Genomic DNA, 25,389 nt, shown 5'->3' on the forward strand with positions numbered 1-25,389 from the left:
CCCCTCAGGGTGCACGGTCCGCAGCATGTGGTCTGCCGTCCACCGACGTCAGTTCCGGGGCACCGCCCTGTGCCACATGTGACTCACCGGTCGACGGCGAGAACCGTACATCCACATGTGAAGGATCATTTGTGACCGCACAGATCAACGCCACCGTCGCCGGGGTTCCGCGCATCGGCCCGAAGCGCGAGCTGAAGAAGGCCCTCGAGACCTACTGGAAGGACGACTCCACCGGCCGCAACCTGGCCACCGTCGCCACCCAGCTGGTCAACCAGCAGGCCGACAACCTCACCGAGGCCGGCCTGGACTCCGTCCCCACCATCGGCCGTAGCTTCTACGACTCGATGCTGGACACCTCCGCCCTGCTCGGTGCCCTGCCCACCCGTGTCGCCGACATCGACGACCACGGCAACGACGGCCTGCCCGCCTTCATCGACCGCCTCTTCGCGGCCGCCCGCGGCACCGCGGATCTGCCCGCCAGCGCGATGACCAAGTGGTTCGACACGAACTACCACTACATCGTGCCCGAGCTCGCCGCCGACACCGAGTTCCGTCTCGACGACGCCGCCCTGCTCGCCGACCTCGGTGACCAGATCACTCGCGGCACTGCCGCCCGTCCGGTCATCATCGGCCCGCTGACCTACCTGGCACTGGCCCGCACCACCGACGGTTCGGACGCGCTGAGCCACCTCGAGGAGATCTTCGAGGCCTACGCCCGCCTGCTGCCGCGTCTCGCCGAGCGCGGCGCGACCTGGGTCCAGTTCGACGAGCCCTACCTCGTCACCGACGTCGACAAGGACGACGCCCGCAAGGCCGACCTCCTGGCCCGCACCCGTGCCGGCTACGAGAAGCTCGTCGACGCCGCAGGCGACACCAACCTGCTGGTCCAGACCTACTTCGGCGACGGCGACCTGGCCGTCAAGACCCTGTCGGGTATCGGCATCGCCGCTTTCGGTGTCGACCTGGTCACCGGCCGCACCGATGAGCGTCAGGCCGACGACACCAACGTCGCCGACGCCGACCTGCTGCCCTCCTGGACCGGTACCGAGGAAATCCTCGCCGGTGTGGTCGACGGCCGCAACATCTGGCGCACCGACCTGGCCCGCGCCCTGGAGACCCTGAAGGCTCTCGCGAAGCGCGGCCCCGTCGGCGTCTCCACCTCGTCCTCCCTGCTGCACGTCCCCTACTCCCTCGCCCAGGAGACCAGCCTCGACGACGACGCCGAGCTGCGCAGCTGGCTCGCCTTCGGTGCCGAGAAGGTCGCCGAGGTCGCTGTCCTGTCCCGTCTGCTCAACGGCACCGAGACCGAGGACGACAAGGCCGCCGTCGCCGAAGCCCATGAGGCCGTCGCATCCCGCCGCAACTCGGAGCGCACCCGCAACAGCGCGCTGCGTACCCGGACCGACGCCGTCACCGACGCCGACCGCAGCCGTAACCCCTTCGACCAGCGCCGCGAGGTGCAGGACGAAGAACTCGGTCTGCCGCCGCTGCCGACGACCACGATCGGCTCCTTCCCCCAGACCACGGAGATCCGCCAGGCCCGCGCCAAGCTGCGCAAGGGTGAGCTCACCCCTGAGCAGTACCACGAGGCCATGGTCAACGAGGTCAAGGACGTCATCGACCGCCAGGAGGCTCTCGGCCTGGACGTGCTGGTCCACGGTGAGCCCGAGCGTAACGACATGGTCCAGTACTTCTCCGAGCAGCTCGAGGGCTACCACTCCACCGACCTGGCCTGGGTCCAGTCCTACGGTTCCCGCTGCGTGCGTCCGCCGATCCTCTTCGGTGACGTCACCCGCCCGGAGGCCATGACCGTCGAGTGGTTCAAGGTCGCACAGTCCTTCACCGACAAGCCGGTCAAGGGCATGCTCACCGGCCCGGTCACCATGCTCGCCTGGTCCTTCGTCCGCGACGACCAGCCGCTGGGTGCCACCGCAGACCAGGTCGCCCTGGCCCTGCGTGACGAGATCTCGGACCTGGCCGACGCCGGTGCGAAGATCGTCCAGGTCGACGAGCCCGCCATCCGTGAGCTGCTGCCGCTGCGCGCATCCCAGCAGCCCGCCTACCTGGCCTGGGCCGTGGGCTCCTTCCGCCTGGCGACCGCCGGCGCGGAGGACGCGACACAGATCCACACCCACATGTGCTACTCCGAGTTCAACGAGCTCATCGGCACCGTGGGCGACCTGGACGCCGACGTCACCTCCATCGAGGCGTCCCGTAACGGTATGCGTGTGTTGCACGCCCTGCGCGACTCCGGCTTCGAGCTGGGCGTGGGTCCGGGCGTGTGGGACATCCACTCGCCGCGTGTCCCGGAGCAGGACGAGGTCGACACCCTGCTCGCCGAGGCTCTCGAGGCCGTGCCGGCCCGTCAGCTGTGGGTCAACCCGGACTGCGGTCTGAAGACCCGTGGCTGGGACGAGACCACCGCCTCGATCAAGGTGCTCGTCGCTGCCGCCGAGAAGGCCCGCGCCAGCGTCAACGCATAGGTTCTCGCTGAGCTCACACAGCAACCCCAGAGGCTGGTCTGTCCAGCCCCTGGGGTTGCTGCTCTATGCTGAAGATCCGCATTTACCTGATGATCCGAAGAAGCGGTCCTGGTTCGACAAGCTGGGCAACCTGACCGTGGTGCGGACCCAGTAACCCGTTCACCGTCAGGAGCAACCCCACAGGCCGGTATCCCCGACCTGTGGGGTTGCTCCGGTCTCAGGCCCCTCCCCCGTGCCGGTCCATTTCAGTCTCAGCGGCCCAAGCTGTGACCAGCTGTGGTCAGACCACGCTGTGTTATCTGCATAAACATGCCCTCCCCCGCCTCGTCCACACCTCCCGTCGGCGGGTCTACAGTGGAACGGCAGGACGCCCCGGATGCCTCTTTCAACGTCGGCTGACTACCGCACGTGCCCCGGGCGTCCCCGGCAGAAGCAGAGCTGGAGAAGAGCTGCTGTATTCCACGACTTGAGACGAGGGACGATTCTCATGAAGATCGCGTTGTTCGCGACATGCATCGTCGACGCCATGTACCCAGAAGTGGCGAAAGCGACCGTCACCATCCTCGAGCGGTTGGGGCACCAGGTGGTGTTCCCCGAGCGTCAGGCGTGCTGCGGTCAGATGCACATCAACTCGGGAAAATTCACCGACGCCTATCCCGTGGTCCGCAACCACGTCCGCGCGTTCGAGGAATCGGACTGGGACTACGCCATCGCTCCCAGCGGTTCCTGCGTGGCATCCCTGGGCCACCAGCACCCGATGGTCGCCGACTACAACGGGGATGCCGCGCTGGCGTCCCGTGCCACGGACATCGCCGACCGCACCTATGAGCTGTGTCAGTTCCTCACCGACATCCAGGGCATGACCGATGCTTCCGCTGACCTGGGAAGCTGGTTCCCCCACACCGTGGCCTACCACCCGTCCTGCCACGGCATGCGGCTGCTTCGGCTCGGCGACCGGCAGCGTGACCTCCTCGCCTCGGTGGAGGGGCTGGAGTTGCGCACCATCCAGAACGAGGACATCTGCTGTGGTTTCGGTGGCACGTTCTCGGTCAAGAATCCGCAGGTCTCTGGTGCCATGCTCGGCGACAAGGTCGAGGCGATCATCTCCAGCGGTGCATCCGTGTGCACCGGCGGCGACGTGTCCTGCCTGATGCACATCGGCGGCGGACTGTCACGCACCGGACGACTCGTCCCCGGAGAGGGGACCGTCCCCACCTCGGTGCACCTCGCCCGGATCCTGGCGTCCACGAAGGACAACCCGCTCCTGTTGGAGGACGAGGGTGCCACGGTCACGGGAGGTGCACTGCGATGAGCTCCCGTACCGTCCTCGGCATGCCGACCGTCCCGGGCAGTGGCAACCTGCTCGAGACCCACCCCTTCCCCGAGGTCGCCGAGCACGAACTCGGCAACGTCCAGATGCGCAGCAACCTGCAGCACGCCACCCAGACCATCCGCGGAAAACGCGCCGCCCGGGTGGGCGAGATGCCCGACTGGGAAGCACTGCGGGACGCCGGTTCCGCCGTCAAACAGGACGTGATGGCCCGTCTGCCGGAGCTGCTCCAGCAGTTCGAGGAGGCGTTCACCGCCCGCGGCGGACACGTCCACTGGGCGCGGGACGCCGACGAGGCGAACCGCATCGTCGAGGACCTCGTGACCACCCATGCCCCGCTCACTGACGACGGCACCCGCGAGGTCATCAAGGTCAAGTCGATGGCCACCCAGGAAATCGGGCTCAACGAGTACCTCGAACCCCGCGGCATCCACGCCTTCGAGACCGACCTCGCCGAACTGATCGTGCAGCTCGGCGGCGACAAGCCCAGTCACATTCTCGTTCCCGCGATCCACCGCAACCGCGACGAGATCCGCCGCATCTTCCTCAACGGCATGGAGGACGTCGACCCGGACCTCGACAACAACCCCGAGCACCTGGCTGAAGCGAGCCGCCGGCACCTGCGCCGCAAGTTCATGGAGACCAAGGTCGCCATCTCCGGTGCGAACTTCGGTATCGCGGACACGGGCACGCTCTCGGTGGTGGAGTCCGAGGGCAACGGGCGGATGTGCGTCACCCTGCCCGAGACACTGATCACCGTGATGGGCATCGAGAAGCTGCTCCCGACGTTCCAGGACCTGGAAGTGTTCATGCAGTTGCTGCCGCGCTCGTCCACCGGCGAAAGAATGAATCCCTACAGTTCCTTCTGGACGGGGGTGACTCCCGGCGACGGACCCCAGAACGCCCACGTGATCCTGCTGGACAACGGGCGCACCCGGGCGCTGGCCGACGAGCACGGACGGCAGGCGCTGCACTGCATCCGGTGTTCGGCGTGCATGAACGTCTGCCCGGTCTACGAACGCACCGGTGGCCACGCCTACGGCTCGGTCTACCCCGGGCCTATCGGTGCGATCCTCACGCCGTTGATGACGGGTGTGGACGAGTCCGAGAACGGTTCACTGCCCTACGCCTCCTCGCTGTGCGGCTCGTGTTACGACGCCTGTCCGGTGAAGATCAACATCCCGGAGATGCTCACCCGGCTGCGCAATGAGGACCAGGAGGTCAACCACGGCGGCCGCGTCCCCGAGACGCAGTTGGATGCCGCCCTGGACGGGGCGAAGTGGCTGATGAGCGACGGCCGCCGTATGGGCGCCGCCGAACGCGCCCTCCCCCTGGTCCACAAGGTGAGCCCCTCCAGGGGGATGACGTCCCTGCCCGGACTCGCCGGAAAATGGACGAGCTCGCGGGACGTGCCCCAACCGCCTGCGGAGTCCTTCCGCAGCTGGTTCCGTAAACACCGGAAGGGAGAGGACGAATGACGGACTCACGCAGTGATGCCCGGACGGAGATCCTGGCGCGGGTGCGTTCCTCACTGGGTCTTCGCGACGGGCAGGACGGCACCGGGGCCGTGGAGGTACCCCGGCAGTACCGTTCGACCGGCTCGCTGGACACCGGTGCTCTCGTTGATCTGCTGGTCGACCGTCTGGAGGACTACGACGCCACCGTTGAGCGCACAGGTGGGACGCCCGGGGAGATCGCTGCCGCGGTCCGGGATTTCCTCGGCAAGGCCGGCGAGAATTCCGCCGAGTCACGCATTGTGGTTCCCACGTCAATGGACCACGCGTGGGTCGATGCCGTGGAGGCGGAGGTTCTCGATGATTCGGCGGATTCCCCGGTGGACCTCGATACGCTCGACAGCGTCGATGCCGTGGTGACAGCGTCGGCCGTGGCGGTGGCGGATACGGGCACCATCATGCTTGTCGGACCGGAGTCGGGACGCCGGGCCACGACGCTGGTACCCGACCATCACATCGTGGTGGTGAAGGTCGAGGACATCGTGGAGATCGTGCCCGAGGCCATCACGAAGCTGACCGCCGACGGCCTGAACGAACTGCCGGTGACGATGGTCTCCGGGCCGAGCGCGACGGTGGACATCGAGCTGATCCGGGTACAGGGCGTGCACGGGCCCCGCACGCTGGACGTGATTATCGCGGGATAGCGTCCGGCGCACGCTGTCCGAGCCACATCGTCCGAGCCACATCGTCCGACGCAGCAACCCCGGAGGTCGGTGTGACCAACCTCCGGGGTTGCTGCGTGCCAGGTCCCGGCGCGAGGGAACCCCGGCATACCCGTGCCGAGTCTCTCTCCACCATGGACCGTTCCCTCCCGACGCACCGTGGCCCCGCGCATACCCGCCGAGCCTTCCCCCGGACTCTTCCGCAGCGTCGCCGTGACCTGTTGGCCTCCGGTGCTGTGACCCGGTGGAGGCTCGACCGGTCCTATGTCACCGTGGCCTCCGGACTCGTCGTCCCGCGTTCGTCACTGCCGGAGGACGTCCGGCTTTTCGGGAGGTTCCCGGCCGACGCCGTCACCCGCGCCCGCGCCCACGTGATGAACAATCCGGGTGCGGTCGTCGGTGAGTGGGGAGCCGCAGCGCTCCACGGGCTCTGGACGGACTGGCCGGACTGGCCGGACTCCGCGGCCACCGTCCTGCTCGCCGACCGTGGGTCCAAGGGCAGCTCGAACTCTCGGGCCGCTGCCCGTCTCCCCCTCCGCCCGGTGTTCCGCCGGTTACCGCACGGCCTGCCGGTCACCCGTCCCGACCCACACTTCCCGGCTCTGCAGGTCGTGGATCCGGCAACGACGGCCGCGCAGTGTCTCTGGTCGATCCTGCGCGGAAGACACTCCTGGCCTCACCAGCGACTGCCGGGGATCAACGACCGGGTCCACCGCGCGGTGCAGTTCGTGGACGCGTTCACCCAGTGCACGCGCCTGACCCACGAGGACATCGGCGCGGCCTCCGCCGACCGTGTGGACGCGAGGACGGTCGCAGAGGTCCTCGACATGTGCGACTACGGTGCGCAGTCTCCGATGGAGACCACGCTACGGCTCATCGTCGCCCCGCTGTTGCCGGCTGGACTGGCATGGGAATCGCAGGTCAGGGAGGAGGCCGAGGGTCGGACGCTCCCCGGTGGCACGGTTCCCGACCTGGCCTGCCGTGAGCTTCGGGTGGCTCTCTACTACGACGGCGGTCACCACGACAGCCTCGAGCAGCGCGAGACCGACCTGCAGCTCACGCAGGCGATGATGAACGACGGCTGGGAAGTCTGTCGGTTCACCCGGCACGGTATTCGGTCGACCGCCCGCGTCCTCCGTACCGTCGGGGAAGCACTGCACCGGGCGGTACAACGGCTCGCAGGGCACTAGACAGCCACGACCCTCACGACCCCCACGACGCAGCAACCCCGGAGGTCGGTGTGACCGTCCTCCGGGGTTGCTGGGTCGGTACTCACTTGCGGTCACTCAGTGAGAATCAGGCGAAACCCGGCTCCTCACCGAAGCCGCGTCCGAAACCTCGACCCGAGCCTCGACCCCGGCCCATCATGCCCATGCGGAACATCGCCATTCGGCCCATGTCCTGCATCTCCCGCATGCCGGGCCACTCTGCGCCGTCCTGGTGGCAGTGCTCGTGCCAGTGGGCACGCTCACCCGTCTCCGGATCGCCGTCAGGCATGCCGTGACCACCGTGGCCTCTACCGCCACGATGCCCACCGAATCCACGCCCTCCACCGAAGGGGCCGCCCCCACCAAAGCCGCGACCGCGGCCGCCGCCTCGGGGATCGTCCGGGAACTTCTCGCGCACCGCGGCAGAGACCCGGTCGAGCATGTCACCGAACTGTTCCTGTTCCTCAGCAGTGAGGACGTCGAACGGATCGTCCGTCTCCGGAACATCAGAGGCAGCATTCCTGCCCTCCTCGGTGATGTCCACGATGAACGTCCGCCGGTCAGTTTCGTCCCGACGTCGTTCGACGAATCCGGCGGATTCGAGTTTGCCGAGAAGCTCACTGAGCGACTGCGGCCGGACGCCCAGCATGAAGGCGAGTTCCTTCTGCGGCATCGGACTGCGCAGCGTGAGAATGTGCAGCACCCGGCCCTGCCCGGCGCGCATTCCGCCGAACGGTCGCCCCGGTCGACCCATCATGTCCATGCGCCGCAGCATCATGGCCAGGTGAGTGAGGCGGTCCGCGAGGTCCGGGGTGGCACCGGTGTTGTCGGCGCTTGCGGTGTTGTCGTTGGTCATGTCGTCCATGTCCGCTCCTTCAGATAGTGCGGTACCTGTTGTTCAGGTACCTTCTGAAGGACATACTACGCAGGTACCTGACAAAGTCAAGCGGTACCTTCATATTGCGAGTTACACCGGCTCATTGCCGTCCCCGATCGACGCCACAACCAGCGCACGCAACACTTCCCTGTCGACGTTCGCCAGACGGGTGATGTACAGGCAGGCGGTTCCGGCACGGTACCTCCCGAGGTCACGCATGAGCTCCGGGCGCCGTTCCTCGAACCCGCTGTCGAGGTAGATGGTGTGCTGACGAGCACCGGTAGCGAAGGCAGCTACCGGCATATCCCCCTCATGACCGGACTCGTAGCGGTAGTGGCGGTGCCCGAAGCCGATGATGCGCCCGGCCCAGACCACCGGTTTCTCACCGGTGATGTCCTGCATCATCGTCACCAGCTCGTCGGCTTCGGCACGACGAGGGCCGGCTACGCGGTCGAGAACGTCGGTGTACGGAATCTCGGACGGCGACATCGCCGGAGTGCTCTTCTCTGCCATGACCCCAGTTCTACCTGCTCAGCCCTACCCCTCGATGAACCCCTCGTCACGGAGCCAGTCCCACGCGACGTCGGTCGGCTCTTCACCGTCCACGTCGATCCGCGCGTTCAGGTCGATGAGGGTCTCGTCGTCGAGCTTCTCAGAGACCGGGGCGAACAGGTCCGCGATCTGCGGGTAGTCGTCGATGAGGCCCTGAGCTACGACGGCCGACAGGTTGTACTTCGGGAAGAACTGTCTGTCGTCTTCGAGGATCTGCAGGTCAAGCGCCTTGATGCGGCCGTCGGTGGTGAACACCTCACCGAAGTTGCAGGTGCCGCCCGCCGTCGCGGCATAGACCGCACCGGTGTCCATCAAGGACTGGTCGACATCCGCCGGGGACAGACCGTACGCCTCGAGCATCGGGATCAGCCCGTCGTTCCGGTTCGCGAACTCCGACTCCACGCACAACGTACGGTCCGCACGCGGAACATTCGCCATGTCCGAGAGCGTCGACACACCGAGCCTGTCAGCGACCTCCTTGGTGGTGGCGAAGCCGTAGGTGTTGTTCATCGGTGCCGGAGGAAGCCACACCAGCCCGTTGGCCTTCTCCTCGTCGCGGACGGCCTCATACTGCTTCCGCTCGTCAGGGATGGGGTCATCGTGGTTCAGGTAGGTCGTCCAGGCACTGCCCGTGTACTCCCACTGCATGTTCACGTCGCCCTCGATCATGGCCTGACGTGCGCTGGAGGAGCCCGGGATGTTCGTCAGGTCCTGCACGTCCGCGCCGGCGGACTGGAAGAGGATCACCGCCATCTTGCCCAGCAGAATCTGCTCGGTGAAGTTCTTGGACCCCACCGCCACCGTCGCGCCGGAGAGGTCGACATCCTCCAGGTCGCCGGAGAGCGTGCCGCTGGGACTGTAGCCGCCGGCAGTGCCGAGGCCACAGGCCGACACCAACATCGCCGACAGCGCGGTGAGTAGCGCGAGGATCCGGACTCGTCCGCCGGCCCGTGGAATATCAGTTCTTGTCGTTGTCATGGGTCGATCACAGTCCCTTCGGGGTCAGCGCGACTTCCAGAAGCCTGCCCACCCATTCAACGAGCAGCGCGAGCAGCGCGATCAGGATCGCCCCGGAGACCAGGACGGGGAACCGGTACAGGGTGATCCCCGTCTGGATCAGCGCGCCGAGCCCGCCGGCGTCGATGAATGTCGCGAATGCTCCGGCTCCCACCAGCAGCACCAGCGCGGTCCTCGCCCCGGTCATGATCACCGGTAACGCCAACGGCAACTCCACCCGGAACAACACCTGTACCGGCGACATACCCATGCCCCGGGCCGCTTCGACGAGAGTACGGTCAACGCCGGTGAGCCCGGTGACGGTGTTCGCCAGCACAGGCAGGAACGCGTAGATGCTCAACGAGAGCACGGCGGTGGGTGTACCGAATCCCAGCCAGATGGCCAGTAGCACGATCACACCGATAACGGGGGCCGACTGGCCGATATTGCCGATGAGCGTGGTCAGCATCGACAGCACCGGTGTGCGCCGTCGGGTCAGCAGGATACCGGCGGGCACGGCAGTGACCATGACCAGCACCGCACAGAGAATCACCAGCACAATGTGCTGCCTCGCCATGGTCAGCACACTGTCCCAGGCGAGGGCGCGTGCCTCGACGTCACCGAGGTCCGCGGTCTGCCGCCAGCCGACCCACCCCAGGAAGACGACGACCACCAGGACAGGGATCCCGATGATGAGGAGCCTGTCCTCCCCGGACATCCGGCGCACCATGCCTGACGAACCTGCCGTGCGTGCCATGTCTACTGCCCTCCGTCGGAGTTGAGGGCACGGATGTACTCGGTGACCGCCTCGTAGTAGATCACTCCGGCGTAGCGGCCGCGGTCGGTCACGATGGCGCCGCCGTGGCTGGAGACCAGCATGGAGTCCAGTGCGTCGTTGACGGTGGACCGCCGCTCCACCGTGGTCTCCAGGTCAAGGTCCGGCGCCGGAACCGTGCTGTGGGACTGCAGGGTGCGCAGCCAGACCCAGTCCCGTGGACGGTCGCGCCCGTCGAGGATGATGACGCTGTCCTTCCCCTGGCCCGTGACCCGCTGCACGACCTCGGCGGAGTCCTCCCCGACCGTGCAGGTCGGGAAGTCGTCGACCCCCACGTCGTCCACACGCAGCAGGGACAGCTGCTTGAGCTTCGACCCGGAACCCACGAAATCAGCCACATAGTCGTCGGAGGGGTTGCCGAGGATCTGGTCCGGGGTGTCGTACTGGGCGATACGCGCCTGCTCCCTGAGCACCAGGATCCGGTCGCCGAGCTTCACCGCCTCATCGATGTCGTGAGTGACGCACACGATCGTCTTGTGCAGCTCATTCTGCAGGCTGATCAGTTCGTCCTGCAGACGTTGCCGGGTAATCGGATCCACGGCGCCGAAAGGCTCGTCCATGAGGAGGACGGGCGGGTCGGCGGCGAGCCCGCGCGCCACGCCGACGCGCTGCTGCTGTCCACCCGACAACTCACGCGGAAAACGGTCGCGGTACGTCGCCGGGTCCAGTCCCACCAGGTCGAGCAACTCGTCCACGCGGTCGGTGATCCGCTTCTTCTCCCATTTCAGCAGCCCGGGCACCAGGCCGATGTTCTGGGCGACGGTCATGTGCGGCAGCAGACCCCCACCCTGGATGACATAACCGACGCTGCGCCGCAGCTCCGTGGGGTTCTTCTTCGTGACGTCCTCGCCGCCGATCCTGATGATCCCCTCCGACGGTTCGATCAGCCGGTTGATCATCTTCAACGACGTCGTCTTACCGCAGCCGGACGGCCCGACGAACATGACGGTCTCGCCGGCGGGGATCGTGAGGTTGAGGTCCTCGACCGCGGCGACGTCCTGTCCGGAATAGCGCTTCGTGATGCCGGAGAGTTCGATCTCCGCACCTGAGTTCTGTCGGTCGTTCGTCATGCGCGGAGCCCCTTCGAGGTTGTCAGTCGGCCCAGCAGGACGAGGACGGCGTCCAGGATCAGCGCGACGATGATCACACCGATCGTCCCCACCAGGGTGTAATAGAGTGCGTTGGCGCTGCCGATCTGGCTGAGCCCGGTGAATATGTACCCGCCGAGCCCCGGCCCCAGGGCGTAGGCGGCGATCGCCGCCACCCCCATCGACATCTGCGTGGAGACCCGGATGCCCGTCATGATCACCGGCCATGCCAGCGGCAACCGGACCCGGAGCAGGATCGACGCAGCATTCATCCCCTGCCCACGCGCCGCCTCAATGAGTTCGGCGGGAATCTGCTGCAGCCCGACGATCGCATTGCGCAGGATGGGCAGGACGGCGAAGAACACGACGATGAACACCGACGGCAGCGTACCGATACCGACCAGCGGGATCACCAGGCCGAGCAGTGCCAGGGACGGGATCGTCAACCCGACCGCCGACACCGCATTAGCCACCGGGGACAGGCCCCGGTACCGCGTGACGATCACGGCGATCACCAGTGCCACGACGGTGGCGAGAATCAGAGCCTGAATCACCAGACTCGCATGTTGATAAGAACGGAAGAGAATGTCCGTCCATCGTGAGGAGATGAATTCATTCACTGGTTCACGTCGATTCGTCGGCAGTATGAACAGTAGTGCTGTGGATCACATACCGGATCAACGGTAGGCGGGCGCGTCCGATACCGCAACCGGGCCACCGGCCGCACCACGAAACCGTACGCTGCAGAATCGCTCCTCCGGCGCCACCTCGACGAGCCCCCTCCCGACTGCCACCTGTTACCGGCCACACCGTCCGGTGGCGTATATTCGCTAACAAAACATAGAATGTCGCCTGGTGAGGAGAATTCCATGGACACCGATGACAGAAAAGCTCCCGCGTCGGAAATTCCGCGACGAATCATCGAAGAATCGACGCTTGACGCGGTGATTTACGCGGACCGTTCCGGAACGATCCGGCTGTGGAACCACGGTGCTGAAATCATGTTCGGTTACCGGCCCGACGAGGCCGTGGGACAGTCCCTCGAGCTGATCATTCCCGAACGGCTCCGTACGCCCCACTGGCAGGGCTGGGACCGGGTGATGGAGACCGGCGTCACAAGATACGGCGCATCACCACTGTCCGCGCCCGGCGTCACCAAGGACGGCCGCCGCATCTCGCTGGAGTTCTCCATCGTGATCCTCAAGGATCCCGAGGGACGGATCGACGGGGTCGCCGCGATCCTGCGGGACGTCACCGAACGGTGGAACGCCGACCGCGAACGTCGCAGGTTGCTCAAGGAATACGAGCGTCAGCTCGCCGACCGGACCGCAGACGGGGACTAACTTCCTGACGGCACTACCTTGCCCCAGTAGAACAATCGCTCTACCCTTGTTCGTCGTGACTGCCGCCACACCGCTCCCCGAACCCTCCGATGCCCGTGACCGCATCGCCGCCGGACTCGAACGCGGTTTCGCCGAAAGGGGATTCGCCGGGAGATCGGTGAACGAGCTCAGGGACTGGAGCGGTGTCTCGCTCCGCACGCTCTACAAGTACTTCCCCAGCCGGGAATCAATGGTGGTCGGGGCACTCGATTACCGTGACCGCGCGTACAGGGTCTGGCTCGCCGGAGGTCCCCAGGACGGCGTGGACCACGTCCTCCACCCGCTGGTCCGGCTGCGGGACTGGCTCGACCAGGTGGCGAACATCGGGTGCCTGTACATGAACGCACTGTCCGAGTACCCCTCCAGCGCCGCTGTCGCCGCGGTGGTCTCCGCCCACAAGGACAGGATGACCGGGCAGTTCCGCCAGCGTCTCGACCACGTGGCCCCGGACCGGGACAACAGTCATCTGGCGGACACCCTTTTCCTGCTCCACGAGGGGATGACCCAGGCCGCGCGACATCAGGGCGTGGAGACCGCGAACAAGGCTGCGATGCACGCAGCCCGGGCAGCCCTCGCCGCCGAGGGGATCGGACGAAAGGACGACACAGACCTGTGACTGACCCTGTGACTCACAACGACACACGTACCAACATCGCCGGCAGCCGGTTCGAAGGCAGGGTGGCCCTGGTCACCGGCGCGCTCTCCGGTATCGGCCTGGCCATCGCCGGACGGCTCCGCGACGAGGGCGCGACGGTGTACACCGCGCAGCGCCGGAACAGCGGCGACGCGTACAGCATCAGTGCCGACCTCACCGACCCTGCGTCCCCTGCGCAGGTGGTCGAGGAGGTCGTGGCCCGGGCCGGGCGCCTGGACATCCTCGTCAACAATGCCGGGATGATGCAGGAGTCCCCGGTCGAGGAGACCACCGTCGAGGACTGGAACCGCGCCCTGGCGGTCAACCTCACCGCCCCGTTCCTGCTCATCCGGGCGGCACTGCCGCACCTGCGCAGCGTCCGGGGATGCATCGTGAACACCGGTTCGGTGGAAGGTGACGCCGCCAATCCCGGCCATGCCGCCTACGGCGCCACGAAGTCCGGTCTGCACGGACTCACCCGCGCCGTGGCGGTGGACGCCGGCCACCACGGCGTCCGGTGCAATGCGGTCGCCCCGGGTTGGATCGACACGGACCTCAACCGCAGCTACGTGGACGGCGCGCAGGATCCGGACGCGTTCCGTCGACGTCTGGACCACATCCACCCGCTGCGTCGCACCGGTTCCGCCGAGGACGTCGCCGGAGTGGTCGCTTTCCTCGCGTCCGAGGACGCCAGGTTCGTCACCGGCCAGATCTACACCGTGGACGGAGGTCGCACCACGCAACTCAGCCTGCCGTAACCTCCCCGCCCGGAGCCTCCCCCGGGCACCCGAGAAAGGAAAATGACCATGGCCGAGTCCGGCCCCCGTCCACCCCAGTCCACCCGCATCGGGCAGGCGGTGAAACGTGCCGCCACCGGTGAGCAGTCCGTCCACCCCGCCCTTGTCCCGGGCATCAGCGTCGAGGAGACACAGACCAAGTACCCGACCAGGGTCGGCGTCTTCGTCACCGCGCTGATCGTCGCCGTCGCGTTCATCGCGTGGGCGGCATTCGCCCCGGACAACATCGCCTCGGTGGGCTCCACGATGCAGACCTGGGTGGTCAAGAACCTCGGTTGGTTCTACGGTGTGGTCGCGGTGTCCTGCATGGTGTTCATGTTCGTCATCGCATTCCGCCCGACCGGCCATATCCGGCTCGGACCCGATGACGCCGAACCGGACTACTCCACACTGTCGTGGATATCGATGCTCTTCGCGGCGGGCCTGGGTATCGGCCTGATCTTCTACGGCCCGATGGAGCCGCTGCAGCACTTCCTCGACCCCGGCCCCGCCACGGACGCGGAGGGCGGGACCCCCGACGCGATCCTCCCCGGAATGTCCCAGTCCATTCTCGACCAGGCCAGTCTGCCCTGGGGCATCTACGCCCTGGTCGGTGGCGCGATCGCCTACACCACCTACCGCCGCGGGCGGGTGCCGCTGATCTCGGCGGTGTTCGAACCGGTCTTCCCGGACGGCCCGAACCGGCTTCTCGGCAAGCTGATCGACGTCGCCGCCGTGCTCGTCACATTGTTCGGAACCGCCACCTCGCTGGGTATCGGCGCACTGCAGCTCCGGACGGGGACCTCGATCCTCACGGGTAAGGACCTGGAGGGCGACGGTTTCGTCATCGTCGCGATGTCCGTCCTCACGGTGGTCTTCATCATCTCCGCGGTCACCGGGGTCAAACGCGGTATCCGCTTCCTCTCGAACCTCAACATGGGGCTGGTCATCGGTCTGGGGGCGTTCGTGCTCATCGCCGGGCCGACGGTGTTCCTGCTCGATCTGCTCCCGACGTCGATCTACGCGTTCTTCGAGAACTTCCTGTCGCTGATCCAGGTCAACGCCAGCCAGGGTGAGGTCGAGCAGGAGTTCGTGACGTCCTGGACGATGCTGTTCTGGGCGTGGTGGATCTCGTGGTCACCCTTCGTCGGCCTGTTCATCGCGAAGATCTCCAAGGGTCGGACGATCCGCCAGTTCGTCGTGGTGGTCGTCCTGGTCCCCTCACTGATCTCGGTCGCCTGGTACGTCCTGTTCGGCGGCACGGCGATCAAGATGGTTCTCGACGGGCTGGGGCTCGGCATCGAAGGTTCCGGGGAGAACGTGATGTTCGACATCATGGACAATCTCCCGCTCACCGCTGTCACGTCGGTCGTCGTGATCATCGCGGTGATCATCTTCTTCGTCACCGCCGCCGACTCCGCCACGGTGGTCATGGGTTCGATGTCCCAGTCCGGACGTCCCGTGCCCTCGCGCCCCGTGACGATCGTCTGGGGTGCCGCTCTGGGACTGATCGCCATGTTCCTGCTGTTGGCGGGTGGGGAGAACGCCTTGTCCGGCCTCCAGTCGATCATGGTGTCCTGCTCCCTGCCGTTCGCGCTGATCATCGTCGGCATGATGGTCTCGTGGGCGAAGGACCTCTCGACCGACCCCGCGACGATCCGCCGACGCTACGCCCGCGCCGCCATCACCAAGGGCCTGCGACGCGGTATCGACGAGCACGGAGACGACTTCGTCTTCGGTGTGGACGCCGTCTCCGCCGACGAAGGTGCCGGGGCAAACTTCGACAGCGCAGACCCCGCCTACAGCGAGTGGTACACCGACGCCACGGCCGACCAGACCGGGGAAGGCGAAGGCGAAGGGGACGGGGAGGCCACGACGAGCGAGGAGACCTCTCCCGGTGCCTGACGGGACCTCCGAGTCCTCCGACCGGGCCGGATAGCCCGGCGTACAGTCGATGATGCTTCATCCGCACAACACTGAGCCGTCAGGGCTGGAGGGGGATCCCCATGGTCGACTACCGTCGCAGCCTGCACCGGAAGGCGGTCGTCAGACGTGCGCTGAACAATGAGACCTACTCGGCCTTCGCCCTGATAGCTGCCACCGTGGCAGCCCTGGTCTGGGCGAACGTCGGCACCAGCTACGACACTGTGTGGGGAACGGAGGTCGGGTTCTCCGTAGGGGACTTCTCGTTCTCGCTTACCTTCAGTGACTGGGTCGATGAAGGGCTGATGGCGTTCTTCTTCCTGATGGTCGGCCTGGATGTCCGCCGTGAGCTCACTCTCGGTGAATTGAGGACGAAGGAGCGTGCGATCCTCCCGGTCGTCGCAGCCGTCGGTGGTCTCGTCGCCCCCGCCCTGATCTTCCTCGTCATCACCCACGGCGAAGACTTCGCGTCGGCGTGGGGATCGGTCATCTCCACCGACACCGCCTTCGCCCTCGGCATGCTGGCGCTCATCGGGCCACGGAATGCGCCGCGACTACGTATCTTCCTGCTGGCCCTTGCGGTGGTCGACGATATCGGGGCGTTGTCCGTCATCGCGGTGTTCTACACGGATGACCTGAAGGTGGGGGCGCTGGCCCTCGGAGCCGTCGGTCTAGTCGGGATCTGGCTGCTGCAGCGACTGCAGGTGTGGAAGGTCCTCCCCTACGCCGTGATCGGTGTCTACACCTGGGCCTGTTTCTACACCGCCGGCGTCCACGCGACCCTGGCCGGAGTACTGATCGCCCTGTTGATGCCGGTCTACCCGCCGCGGAGAAGTGACATCGCGCTGGCGACCCGGGCATTCCGGCTGTTCCGACAGGCTCCGCAACCCGACATGGCACGCAGCGTCCGGTCGGTGGTCACCTACGCGATACCGCTCAACCAGCGGTTGTCGGCCGTCCTGCCGCCCTATGTGAACTTCCTCGTCGTCCCGTTGTTCGCGCTGGCCAATGCGGGTGTCTCACTGAGTCCCCGGGCTCTGGGGGATGCGTTCACCTCGACGTTGACGTGGGGCGTCATCCTCGGGCTCGTGGTCGGCAAGGCGGTGGGCATCACCACCGCAGCCGCCTGTGTACTCCGGTTCATTCCGTCGTCCCGGTTGCCGGGACTCGACATTCCCCGCGTCGCCGGGGCCGCAGTGCTGTCGGGGATGGGCTTCACGATCTCGCTGCTGGTGGTGGGCCTGGCCATCGAGGACCATGCCGTCGCTGATCAGGCACGTGTCGGTGTCCTGGTGGCCTCGGCGCTCGCGCTGTTCGCGGCGTGGCTGGTCTTCCGTGCCGGAGACCGTTTCCGCCCACTCCCGACCCCGGCCGGCACCGTCCTCAACCGCGCGGTCAACCCGGACACGGACCACATCCGCGGGCCCGGAGATGCCCCGGCCAGTGTCGTCGTCTACGCAGCGATGAACCTCCCCTACCGGCACGACACCGCCGACGCCCTGCGCGAAGTGCACCGCGCCGTCGGTGACGACGTGCAGATCGTGTTCCGGCACCACACGACCACGGATGCGGCGCAGACAGCGGCACTCGCCCTGGAGGCGGCCGGTGCGCAAGGCAGGTTCTGGGAGATGCACGACGATCTTGCGGCCGTCCTGGAAGACATCGACACCGAGAAGGTCCGGTCCTCCGCCGAGCGGGTCGGACTGGACCTGGAGGCGTTCGAACAGCGGATCACCCGTCAGGTCGACCGGAACCGGGTCGAGGACGACAACCTCGACCTGCAGGACGCGGACGTCGGATCCGATCCCGTCGTCTACGTCAACGGCACACGGTTCGACGGTCCGCTCAACAGCCTCGCACTGTCGGTGGCGGTACGGCAGCAGGTCTAGATCAGCGTCAGGTCGCCCCGGGCATCCGGCCGGTCTAGGTGGGCGTACTCGTTGAAGGACAACAGGTCGACTCCGGCGCTGCCGCCGCGGTGGCGTCCCGCCTCGTCCGCGACACGCAGGACCGTGACCGACGCATTGAAAATCCGCCCGACCAGGGAGGGAACTGCCTGTCGCGGTAGACCCGACACGGCGGCGGTACAGGTGGCGATCACCCCGGCAGACGTGGCGACGACAGCAGCCCCGTCCTCCCTGGCGGCGGCGGTGGCCCGTCCGAGACCGCCGAGCACCGTCTCCCGGAACTCCTGGAAGCCGGCACTGTCGATCCACTCCCCGAGCGCGCCGTCGAGGACCTCACGCACCGCCGACTCCGCTTCCGCCACGTCGCCTGAACCGTGCCGGACGTCCTGCATGACCTGCCGAAGCCGACGCGCTGTCTCGGTGTTGCGCTTCATCCACGGAACCACGACCGCGTCCGAGTCGAATTCCTTCCATGCCGGATCGGTGGCCGGACCGGTACCCGGGCCGACGGTCGGGCGGTCCGGGAACAGCGCCGAGGAGACAGCCGCCGCCGTGTCGTGCTGACGGTGCAGGGGACCGCAGAACACCCTCGGCGTCCGTGCATCTGTAGCATCTGTACCGTCGCCGTCGCCACCGTCGCTGCCGAGCCGCTCGACGAGCGAACGTGCCACGACATCAGCCTGGCGCCGACCGCGTTCCGTCAGACCGTCGTAGCTCTTCTCCACGTTCCCGTCGTCGTAGGCGCCCATGCCCGCGCCTGCCTGCCCGTGTCGCACCAGGTAGATCAAAGCCATCTGTCCGTCTCCCGTTCTCCGACCACGACGGCCGGTTCTACCGTCCTCCAGCGTAACCGTCGTCCCCACCCCGCGGTTCAGGAGAAACGGCGCAGCGGACGCCGTCCGTCCGCGTCGGGCTCATCGAGGTGGGCGTGCTCGTTGAACGACAGCAGCTCCACGCCGTGACGCCCGTCCCCCTCCCGTACCCGGAGCAGGCTGACCGAGGCGGTGAACAACCTCCCTGCGATGGTGGGCCAGCGGTTCACCGGCACCCCGGAACTCTCCACCACGCACAGGGCGATGACCCCGGCGGACGTCACCGCCACTGCAGTGCCTTCGGCACGCGCGGTATCGGCGGCCGCGGCGAGACCGCCGAGCACCCGGGACCGGAACTCCGGGAAGTCGGGCTGGTCGATCCACCACGCCATGGCGTCCTCCAGCATCGACCCGGTCAGTCGTGAGAGTGCACGACGGTTCTCGTCGCTGGACGCGTCCACCAGACGTTGCATCCGCTCGGCGACCTCGGGGTTCGCCGCCAGCCACGGCGCGACGACGGCATCGGTGTCGAACTCCCGCCAGGCCTCGTCGACCGTCGGTGGCTCCGACCCCAGCTCCTCGACGACGTGTGCCGCGGTATCCTTCTGCCGGTTCAGTGGACCGGATATCACGGGCACTGAGGTTCCGGGGGCCTTACGGCATGCCAGGGACCGCCCTGTCGCCGCAGCCTGCCGGTGCCCACGGTCGCTGAGGACATCGTAACTCCGTTCGACACCGAAGGAGTCGCTCTGCCCGTCACCGGTCAGTATCCGCTCACCGGCCTGACCGTGCCTCACCAGATAGAGAAATGCCATGGACCTGTCCTCTCACCCGATTTTTGAACCGAGATTCAACTTGTTGCGCACTAGCGTATACGATCCACGCATGACGAATGAGCGAGAGTCCCGAACCGACCGCGCGGCACGTCGCCGCTCCGAGATCCTCACCGCAGCACAGAACGTCTTCGCCCGCGACGGCTACCACGGCGCGAAACTCACCGCGGTCGCCGCCGAGGCCGGCTGTTCGGTGGGCACCCTCTACACCTACTTCACCGACCGGTCAGCGCTGCTCGGAGCCGTCCTCGACGACGTCGAGGAGCAGATGCGGCACCCCGGTGGACGCCTCCCGGCGGACCGTCCCGTCGCCGAGCAGATCAGCGCCGCCAACCGCGGTTACCTCGCCGCCTACCACCGCAACAACCGCATGATGGCACTCATGGAACAGGTGTCGATGGCCGACGAGTCCGTCGCCGCCCGCCGTGCCCGACGGGCCGACGGCTTCATCGAGCGCAACGCCCGTGCCCTCACCCGCTACCTCGACCAGGGGACCGTGGTCGACATCGAGGACCCCGAACTCATCGCCACGGCACTCTCCGCCTCCGTGTCACGCCTGGCCTACCTGACCTGGGTGGAGGGACGCTTCCCCGACACGGACGAGACCTTCAGCCGGGTGTGCGCCGCCGCCGACACGATCTGGTTCCGGACTCTCGGCCTGGAGGAACCGAAGGAAATGGAGGAATCAGAGGACGTCTCCCCCGGTTCGTGAAATGAATCACGATTCAATGTATCGTCATGGCATGACCACCTACGATTTCACCGACCGCACGGCCGTCGTCACCGGCGGCACGCGCGGCATCGGCTACGCCACCGCCGAACTACTCCTCAGATCCGGCGCCAATGTCGTCATCACCTCCCGCAAAGCCGACGCCGCCGATGCAGCCGCCGCCAGCCTCGCCGAAGCGACCGGCGCCGGAGACCGCGTCCTCGGCCTCGCCGGCCACGTCGCCGAGGAAGATGCCGCCACACGGGTCTGCGACGACGCCGTGTCCCGCTTCGGCAGTCTCGACATCCTGATCAACAACGCGGGCACCAACCCGGCATATGGTCCCGTCACCGAACAGTCCCGCGCCGTGATGCAGAAAGTCTTCGACATCAACGTCACCGGTCCCGCCGTCTGGGCAGGTGCCGCCGTCCGTGCCGGGCTGGGTGACAAGAACCCCGGGGCCATCGTCAACGTCGCCTCCATCGGCGCCCTCTTCATCGAGGACGGCATCGGGGTCTACAACGCCTCGAAATCCGCCATCATGCACCTCACCCGGCAGATGGCCCATGAGCTCGCTCCGTCAGTCCGGGTGAACTCCGTGGCGCCCGGCGTCGTCCGGACGAAGCTCTCCGAGGCCCTCTGGAAGGAGGACGAGGAAGCCGCCGCAGCCACCACTCCACTCGGACGCATCGGCGAACCCGCCGACATCGCCGACGCCATCTGCTTCCTCGCCGCCCCGACAACCTCCTGGGTCACCGGGTCGAACCTGGTGATCGACGGCGGCCAGATCGTCAACTGAGACCGCCCCGCCCGCTTCACCCAACACCACCGAAAGGCACCATGGACTTCACCTTCAGCGAGCGCTCACTGGACTACCAGAGCCGCCTCAACGCCTTCATGACCGAGCACGTCTACCCCGCCGAGCCGATCGCCGCACAGCAGATCGCGGAATCCGGCGACCCCCACCACTTCCCCGCCATCCTGGGTGAGCTCAAGGAAGAGGCGAAACGCCGCGGTCTCTGGAACCTCTTCCACCCACACCAGGGTGACGGCTCCGACAACCGCCCCGGGCTCACCAACGCCGAGTACGCCCCCCTCGCCGAGATCATGGGCCGCAGCCCCCACCTGGCGCCCGAAGCCTGCAACTGCAACGCTCCGGACACCGGCAACATGGAGACCCTCGAACTGCACGGTTCCCCCGAGCACCGCGAGAAGTTCCTCGAGCCCCTGCTCGCCGGTGAGATCCGCTCGGCCTTCTGCATGACCGAGCCGGGCACCGCCTCCTCCGACGCGACGAACATCGGCATGTCGATGGAGCGCGTCGACGGCGGCTACCGCCTCAACGGCCGGAAGTGGTTCGCCTCCAACGCCATGCACCCGCACCTCAAGGTGCTGATCGTCATGGGCAAGACCAGCCCGGAGGCGGAGACCCACAAGCAGCAGTCGATGCTCGTCGTCCCGTCGGACACCGAGGGCGTCACCATCGTGCGCAACCTCACCGTCTTCGGCTACCACGACCGTGAAGGCCACGCCGAGGTCACCTTCGAGAACGTCTTCGTCCCCGACAAGGACATCCTCGCCGGCGAAGGCATGGGCTTCCGGATCTCCCAGGACCGCCTGGGACCGGGCCGCATCCACCACTGCATGCGTGCCATCGGCATGGCCGAACGCGCCCTGGAGCTGCTGTGCACCCGCGCACTCTCCCGGTCGACCTTCGGCAAGCCGCTGGCGGACCGCGACAACATCCGCGACTGGATCGCCGAGGCCCGGATCAACATCGAGTCAGCCCGCCAGCTCACCCTCAAAGCCGCCTGGATGATGGACACCGTGGGCAACAAGGAAGCCCGCCAGGAGATCGCCGCCATCAAGGTCCTGGTTCCGAACATGGCGCTCACGGTCGTCGACCGGGCCATCCAGCTCCACGGAGGCGAAGGCGTCACAGACGACGTTCCCCTGGCGTCGATGTGGGCGGGACTGCGCACCCTGCGCCTGGCCGACGGCCCGGACGAGGTCCACAAGATGACGATCGCCCGCCAGGAGCTCAAGAAGTACCGGGAGACCAGCCGATGAGCACCGCACCGTTTTCCGAGGAGGCCCTGGCCGGCTGGCTGTCCGAGATCGCCGGCACGCACGGCCCACTCACCCTCACCCGGATCGGTGCCGGCCAGTCGAACCTGACCTACCTCGCCACGGACGGAAAGGGTCACGAGGTCGTGGTCCGTCGCCCCCCGCTCGGGCACCTCACCGCCAGCGCCCACGATGTCGCCCGTGAAGGTCACATCATGGCCAGCCTCGCGGACACCCCGGTGCCGGTCCCCACGATCCACGGCATCACCGGGCCCGACGGTGCCGCCGGGCCCCACCAGGTCTCGGACGTCCCGGTGGTGGCGATGTCGGTCATCCCCGGAACGTCCCTGAACTCGCCCGACGCCGCCGCGTCGATCTCGCCGGCGGCCCGCTCCGCCGCAGGCGAAGGCCTGATCGAGGCGATGGCCACCATCCACGAGGTCGATCTCGTGGCCACCGGGCTGGACGACCTGGCGTCCCACGGCCCCTACGCGGAACGCCAGCTGCGCCGGTGGTCCAGCCAGTGGGAGAAGACGAAGAGCCGGGAACTGCCCGCGCTGGACGCCCTGACCGAGCGGCTCCGCGCCGCGGTGCCCGAGCAGACGGAGACGGTGCTCGTGCACGGTGACCTGCATCTGGGCAACATCATCGTCGACCGGGAGTCCGGCCACGTCAATGCTGTGGTCGACTGGGAACTCACCACGCTCGGTGACCCACTGGCCGACATCGGGTCACTACTGGCCTACTGGCCCACGCCGGACGGCCCCAACCTGCCCGGGTTCGACGCCGCCCTGGAACCCGGCTTCCCCGACGCCGGGGAACTGGCCGAGCACTACCTCTCCCGTACGGGACGGTCCAGGGACGCGCTCGACTACTGGCACGTCCTGGGCCTGTGGAAGGTGGCGGTCATCGTGGAGGGTGTCGTGCGACGTACCCTCGACGAACCGGCGAACGCCTCATCGGGGGCGGCGCTTCCCGCATCCGTCGTGGAGGTGTTGGTCGGCAAGGCCACCGACCTGGCGGACCGGGTCGGTCTCTGACCGACGGCGCCGACCTGAGGGGCGGAATGCGAGTCTGGAGGCGATGAGTTACCCCAACTCATCGCCTCCAGACTCGCATTCCGCCGTCAGACCCGACGGCCCCGGGCTCAGTTGCCGGTGCTCACCGGCAGGCCACGGAGATCCTTACGCAGGATCTTGCCGGTCCCCGACTTCGGGATCTCGGCGATGACCTCCACCATGCGGATCTTCTTGTACGGTGCGACCTGCTCGGCGACCCACTCCATCAGGGCGTCCTTGTCGACCTCGACCGGGTTGCCGTCGCGGATCTGGGCGACGACGAAGGCCCGGGGCAGCTCCTCACCGTCCTCCTCGCGGATGAAGCCGACCACGGCCGCGTCGGCGATGTCGGGGTGGGTCATCAACAGGGCCTCGAGCTCCGCCGGGGCGACCTGGTAGCCCTTGTACTTGATCAGTTCCTTGGCGCGATCCACCACGTACACGTTGCCTTCGTGGTCGTACTCCACGACATCTCCGGTGCGCAGCCAGCCGTCACCGACCAGTGTGTTGGCGGTGGCCTCCTCGTTGTTGAGGTAGCCCAGCATGATCTGCGGACCCCGCACCCAGAGTTCACCGGCGTCCGACTTCTCGCCCTCGTTGCCCGGGGGCAGGATCTCGCCGAGGGCGTCATCGGTGAGGTCCACGACCTTGCACTCGGTGTTCGCGACCGGCAGGCCGATCGACTCCAGGGGCGTCTTCCCGCGGATGCCGGTGTGCGTCACCGGTGATGTCTCGGTCATCCCGTACCCCTGGACAACCGTGACGTTGAGCCGGTCCTGCACCGCAGCGGCGAGAGCATGGTCGAGTGCCGCGGCCCCGGACAGCAGCGTGGTGAGACTGTCCAGGTCATAGTCGTCGACCATGGGGTGCTTCGCGAGCACCACAGCGATCGGAGGAGCGACGAAGGTGAAGTCGATCCGGTGCGCCTGGTGCAGCTCGAGGAAGTTCTTCAGCTCGAAGGACGGCATGGTCACCAGGTGGGCCCGGTTGGCCAGGGTCGCGTTCAGCACCGTGTTCATCCCGTAGATGTGGAAGAACGGCAGTACCGCCATCACGGAGGAGTCCCGGCTCTGCCCGTTCTCCGCCAGCTGCGGCAGCGTCTGGAGGATGTTGGCCACCAGGTTGGTGTGGCTGAGCTTCACGCCCTTCGGCACGCCGGTGGTGCCCGAGGAGAACGGCAGGACGGCGACGTGGGTCGCAGGGTCGAAGGAGACCTCCGGCGCCGGATGACCCTGCTGCAGCATCGCGGCAAGACCTCTCTCGCCGTCGGTGAGGTCGATGATCGCGTCGTCCGGCAGTCCTGCCTTGCGGGCACCGTCGGCACCGTTCGGGCCCAGCATCTCGACGGTGAACAGCAGGGACGCACCGGCCATGGAGATCTGCTTGGCCACGTCCTCCGCCGTGCTCAGCGAACCGATGGTGGTCACGGTGGCGCCTGCACGCATGATCCCGTGGAAAGCGACGGCGAATGCGTGGGTGTTCGGACAGTGCAGTGCGACGACGTCGCCGACACCGGTCCCCCGGGCTGCCAGGGCACCGGCGAACAGGTCCACCTGGTCACGCAGTTCCCCGTAGGTGACAGTGACGCCCGTGACCGAATCGGTGAGAGCGGTGCGCCCGGTCTCCTCCGGAGCGAGGGTGCCGAACACCTGGTCATAAACACTGATCGCGGGGATGTCGATACGCTGGTACGGACTCTCAACGGGCACTGTGGTTCTCCTGATCTCTCTGCATCTCTCTGCA

23 protein-coding genes are annotated in these 25,389 nt (G+C 67.0%); 14 read left to right on the plus strand and 9 right to left on the minus strand.

All coding sequences use genetic code 11. The annotated features are described in order from the left end of the window. Window positions 1-131: 131 nt before the first annotated feature. The 5 genes from metE (at window position 132) to FS507_RS13760 (ending at window position 7,179) form a co-directional block, all read left to right on the plus strand. Complete coding sequence (metE, locus tag FS507_RS13740) at window positions 132-2,483, plus strand: 5-methyltetrahydropteroyltriglutamate--homocysteine S-methyltransferase (RefSeq protein WP_145943358.1); 2,352 nt, start codon at window positions 132-134, stop codon at window positions 2,481-2,483. Between the two features lie 487 nt (window positions 2,484-2,970). Continuing rightward, entirely contained in the window at window positions 2,971-3,795 is an 825-nt protein-coding gene (locus FS507_RS13745; protein ID WP_145943359.1) for a (Fe-S)-binding protein, read from the plus strand. Further along, the gene (locus FS507_RS13750; RefSeq protein WP_260853490.1) at window positions 3,792-5,291 is read left to right on the plus strand and encodes a lactate utilization protein B; all 1,500 of its coding nucleotides are present in this window, start codon (window positions 3,792-3,794) and stop codon (window positions 5,289-5,291) included. The genes FS507_RS13745 and FS507_RS13750 overlap by 4 nt, the downstream gene beginning before the upstream one ends. Continuing rightward, window positions 5,288-5,971, plus strand: a complete 684-nt coding sequence (locus FS507_RS13755; RefSeq protein ID WP_145943360.1) for a LutC/YkgG family protein — start codon at window positions 5,288-5,290, stop codon at window positions 5,969-5,971. Before FS507_RS13750 ends, FS507_RS13755 begins: the two co-directional genes overlap by 4 nt. 152 nt (window positions 5,972-6,123) lie before the next feature. Then, the gene (locus FS507_RS13760; RefSeq protein ID WP_145943361.1) at window positions 6,124-7,179 is read left to right on the plus strand and encodes an endonuclease domain-containing protein; all 1,056 of its coding nucleotides are present in this window, start codon (window positions 6,124-6,126) and stop codon (window positions 7,177-7,179) included. A 106-nt stretch (window positions 7,180-7,285) separates the two neighbouring features. On the opposite strand, the gene FS507_RS13765 is transcribed toward FS507_RS13760, so the two are convergent. From FS507_RS13765 to FS507_RS13790, 6 genes are all read right to left on the minus strand, one after another. Continuing rightward, the gene (locus tag FS507_RS13765; protein ID WP_145943362.1) at window positions 7,286-8,062 is read right to left on the minus strand and encodes a MarR family winged helix-turn-helix transcriptional regulator; all 777 of its coding nucleotides are present in this window, start codon (window positions 8,060-8,062) and stop codon (window positions 7,286-7,288) included. A 102-nt stretch (window positions 8,063-8,164) separates the two neighbouring features. Then, complete coding sequence (locus FS507_RS13770) at window positions 8,165-8,587, minus strand: DUF1801 domain-containing protein (protein WP_145943363.1); 423 nt, start codon at window positions 8,585-8,587, stop codon at window positions 8,165-8,167. A 24-nt stretch (window positions 8,588-8,611) separates the two neighbouring features. Further along, on the minus strand, window positions 8,612-9,604 hold the full coding sequence (locus tag FS507_RS13775) for a glycine betaine ABC transporter substrate-binding protein (RefSeq protein WP_145943364.1): 993 nt from the start codon (window positions 9,602-9,604) through the stop codon (window positions 8,612-8,614). Between the two features lie 7 nt (window positions 9,605-9,611). Further along, entirely contained in the window at window positions 9,612-10,379 is a 768-nt protein-coding gene (locus FS507_RS13780; RefSeq protein WP_260853491.1) for an ABC transporter permease, read from the minus strand. 2 nt (window positions 10,380-10,381) lie between these two features. Beyond that, window positions 10,382-11,527, minus strand: coding sequence for an ABC transporter ATP-binding protein (locus tag FS507_RS13785; protein WP_145943365.1), 1,146 nt, complete (start codon window positions 11,525-11,527; stop codon window positions 10,382-10,384). Next, the gene (locus tag FS507_RS13790) at window positions 11,524-12,165 is read right to left on the minus strand and encodes an ABC transporter permease (protein ID WP_038553267.1); all 642 of its coding nucleotides are present in this window, start codon (window positions 12,163-12,165) and stop codon (window positions 11,524-11,526) included. The genes FS507_RS13785 and FS507_RS13790 overlap by 4 nt, the downstream gene beginning before the upstream one ends. Before the next feature lie 249 nt (window positions 12,166-12,414). On the opposite strand from FS507_RS13790, the gene FS507_RS13795 reads away from it, so the two are divergent. From FS507_RS13795 to nhaA, 5 genes are all read left to right on the plus strand, one after another. Next, window positions 12,415-12,888 (plus strand): PAS domain-containing protein, encoded by a 474-nt coding sequence (locus FS507_RS13795; RefSeq protein ID WP_145943366.1) that lies wholly within the window; start codon window positions 12,415-12,417, stop codon window positions 12,886-12,888. A gap of 55 nt (window positions 12,889-12,943) precedes the next feature. After that, window positions 12,944-13,543 (plus strand): TetR/AcrR family transcriptional regulator, encoded by a 600-nt coding sequence (locus FS507_RS13800; RefSeq protein WP_186314690.1) that lies wholly within the window; start codon window positions 12,944-12,946, stop codon window positions 13,541-13,543. Then, a complete protein-coding gene (locus tag FS507_RS13805; protein WP_222121433.1) occupies window positions 13,540-14,319 on the plus strand; it encodes an SDR family NAD(P)-dependent oxidoreductase in 780 nt (259 codons plus the stop codon). The genes FS507_RS13800 and FS507_RS13805 overlap by 4 nt, the downstream gene beginning before the upstream one ends. A 48-nt stretch (window positions 14,320-14,367) precedes the next feature. After that, window positions 14,368-16,242, plus strand: coding sequence for a BCCT family transporter (locus tag FS507_RS13810; protein ID WP_145943368.1), 1,875 nt, complete (start codon window positions 14,368-14,370; stop codon window positions 16,240-16,242). Between the two features lie 101 nt (window positions 16,243-16,343). Then, the gene (gene nhaA / locus FS507_RS13815) at window positions 16,344-18,149 is read left to right on the plus strand and encodes a Na+/H+ antiporter NhaA (RefSeq protein WP_145943369.1); all 1,806 of its coding nucleotides are present in this window, start codon (window positions 16,344-16,346) and stop codon (window positions 18,147-18,149) included. Here the strand turns inward: nhaA and FS507_RS13820 are convergent. Then, window positions 18,146-18,961 (minus strand): histidine phosphatase family protein, encoded by an 816-nt coding sequence (locus tag FS507_RS13820; RefSeq protein ID WP_145943370.1) that lies wholly within the window; start codon window positions 18,959-18,961, stop codon window positions 18,146-18,148. The two genes, nhaA and FS507_RS13820, sit on opposite strands and share 4 nt — an antisense overlap. A gap of 77 nt (window positions 18,962-19,038) precedes the next feature. After that, complete coding sequence (locus FS507_RS13825; protein WP_145943371.1) at window positions 19,039-19,794, minus strand: histidine phosphatase family protein; 756 nt, start codon at window positions 19,792-19,794, stop codon at window positions 19,039-19,041. A gap of 70 nt (window positions 19,795-19,864) precedes the next feature. Between FS507_RS13825 and FS507_RS13830 the strand changes: the two genes are divergently transcribed. Genes FS507_RS13830 through FS507_RS13845 form a run of 4 tightly spaced genes read left to right on the plus strand, consistent with a single transcriptional unit; the run spans window position 19,865 to window position 23,628 of the window. Further along, a complete protein-coding gene (locus FS507_RS13830; protein WP_145943372.1) occupies window positions 19,865-20,524 on the plus strand; it encodes a TetR/AcrR family transcriptional regulator in 660 nt (219 codons plus the stop codon). 31 nt (window positions 20,525-20,555) lie between these two features. Continuing rightward, window positions 20,556-21,320: an SDR family oxidoreductase gene (locus FS507_RS13835; protein WP_186314691.1), complete on the plus strand. Its 765-nt coding sequence runs from the start codon at window positions 20,556-20,558 to the stop codon at window positions 21,318-21,320. 41 nt (window positions 21,321-21,361) lie between these two features. Further along, window positions 21,362-22,591: an acyl-CoA dehydrogenase family protein gene (locus FS507_RS13840; RefSeq protein ID WP_145943374.1), complete on the plus strand. Its 1,230-nt coding sequence runs from the start codon at window positions 21,362-21,364 to the stop codon at window positions 22,589-22,591. Continuing rightward, entirely contained in the window at window positions 22,588-23,628 is a 1,041-nt protein-coding gene (locus FS507_RS13845; RefSeq protein WP_145943375.1) for a phosphotransferase family protein, read from the plus strand. The genes FS507_RS13840 and FS507_RS13845 overlap by 4 nt, the downstream gene beginning before the upstream one ends. Before the next feature lie 107 nt (window positions 23,629-23,735). On the opposite strand, the gene FS507_RS13850 is transcribed toward FS507_RS13845, so the two are convergent. Then, window positions 23,736-25,355: an AMP-binding protein gene (locus tag FS507_RS13850; RefSeq protein WP_145943376.1), complete on the minus strand. Its 1,620-nt coding sequence runs from the start codon at window positions 25,353-25,355 to the stop codon at window positions 23,736-23,738. Window positions 25,356-25,389: the final 34 nt, after the last annotated feature.

It is taken from the genome of Corynebacterium glyciniphilum AJ 3170, from assembly GCF_007673095.1.
Taxonomy (GTDB): domain Bacteria; phylum Actinomycetota; class Actinomycetes; order Mycobacteriales; family Mycobacteriaceae; genus Corynebacterium.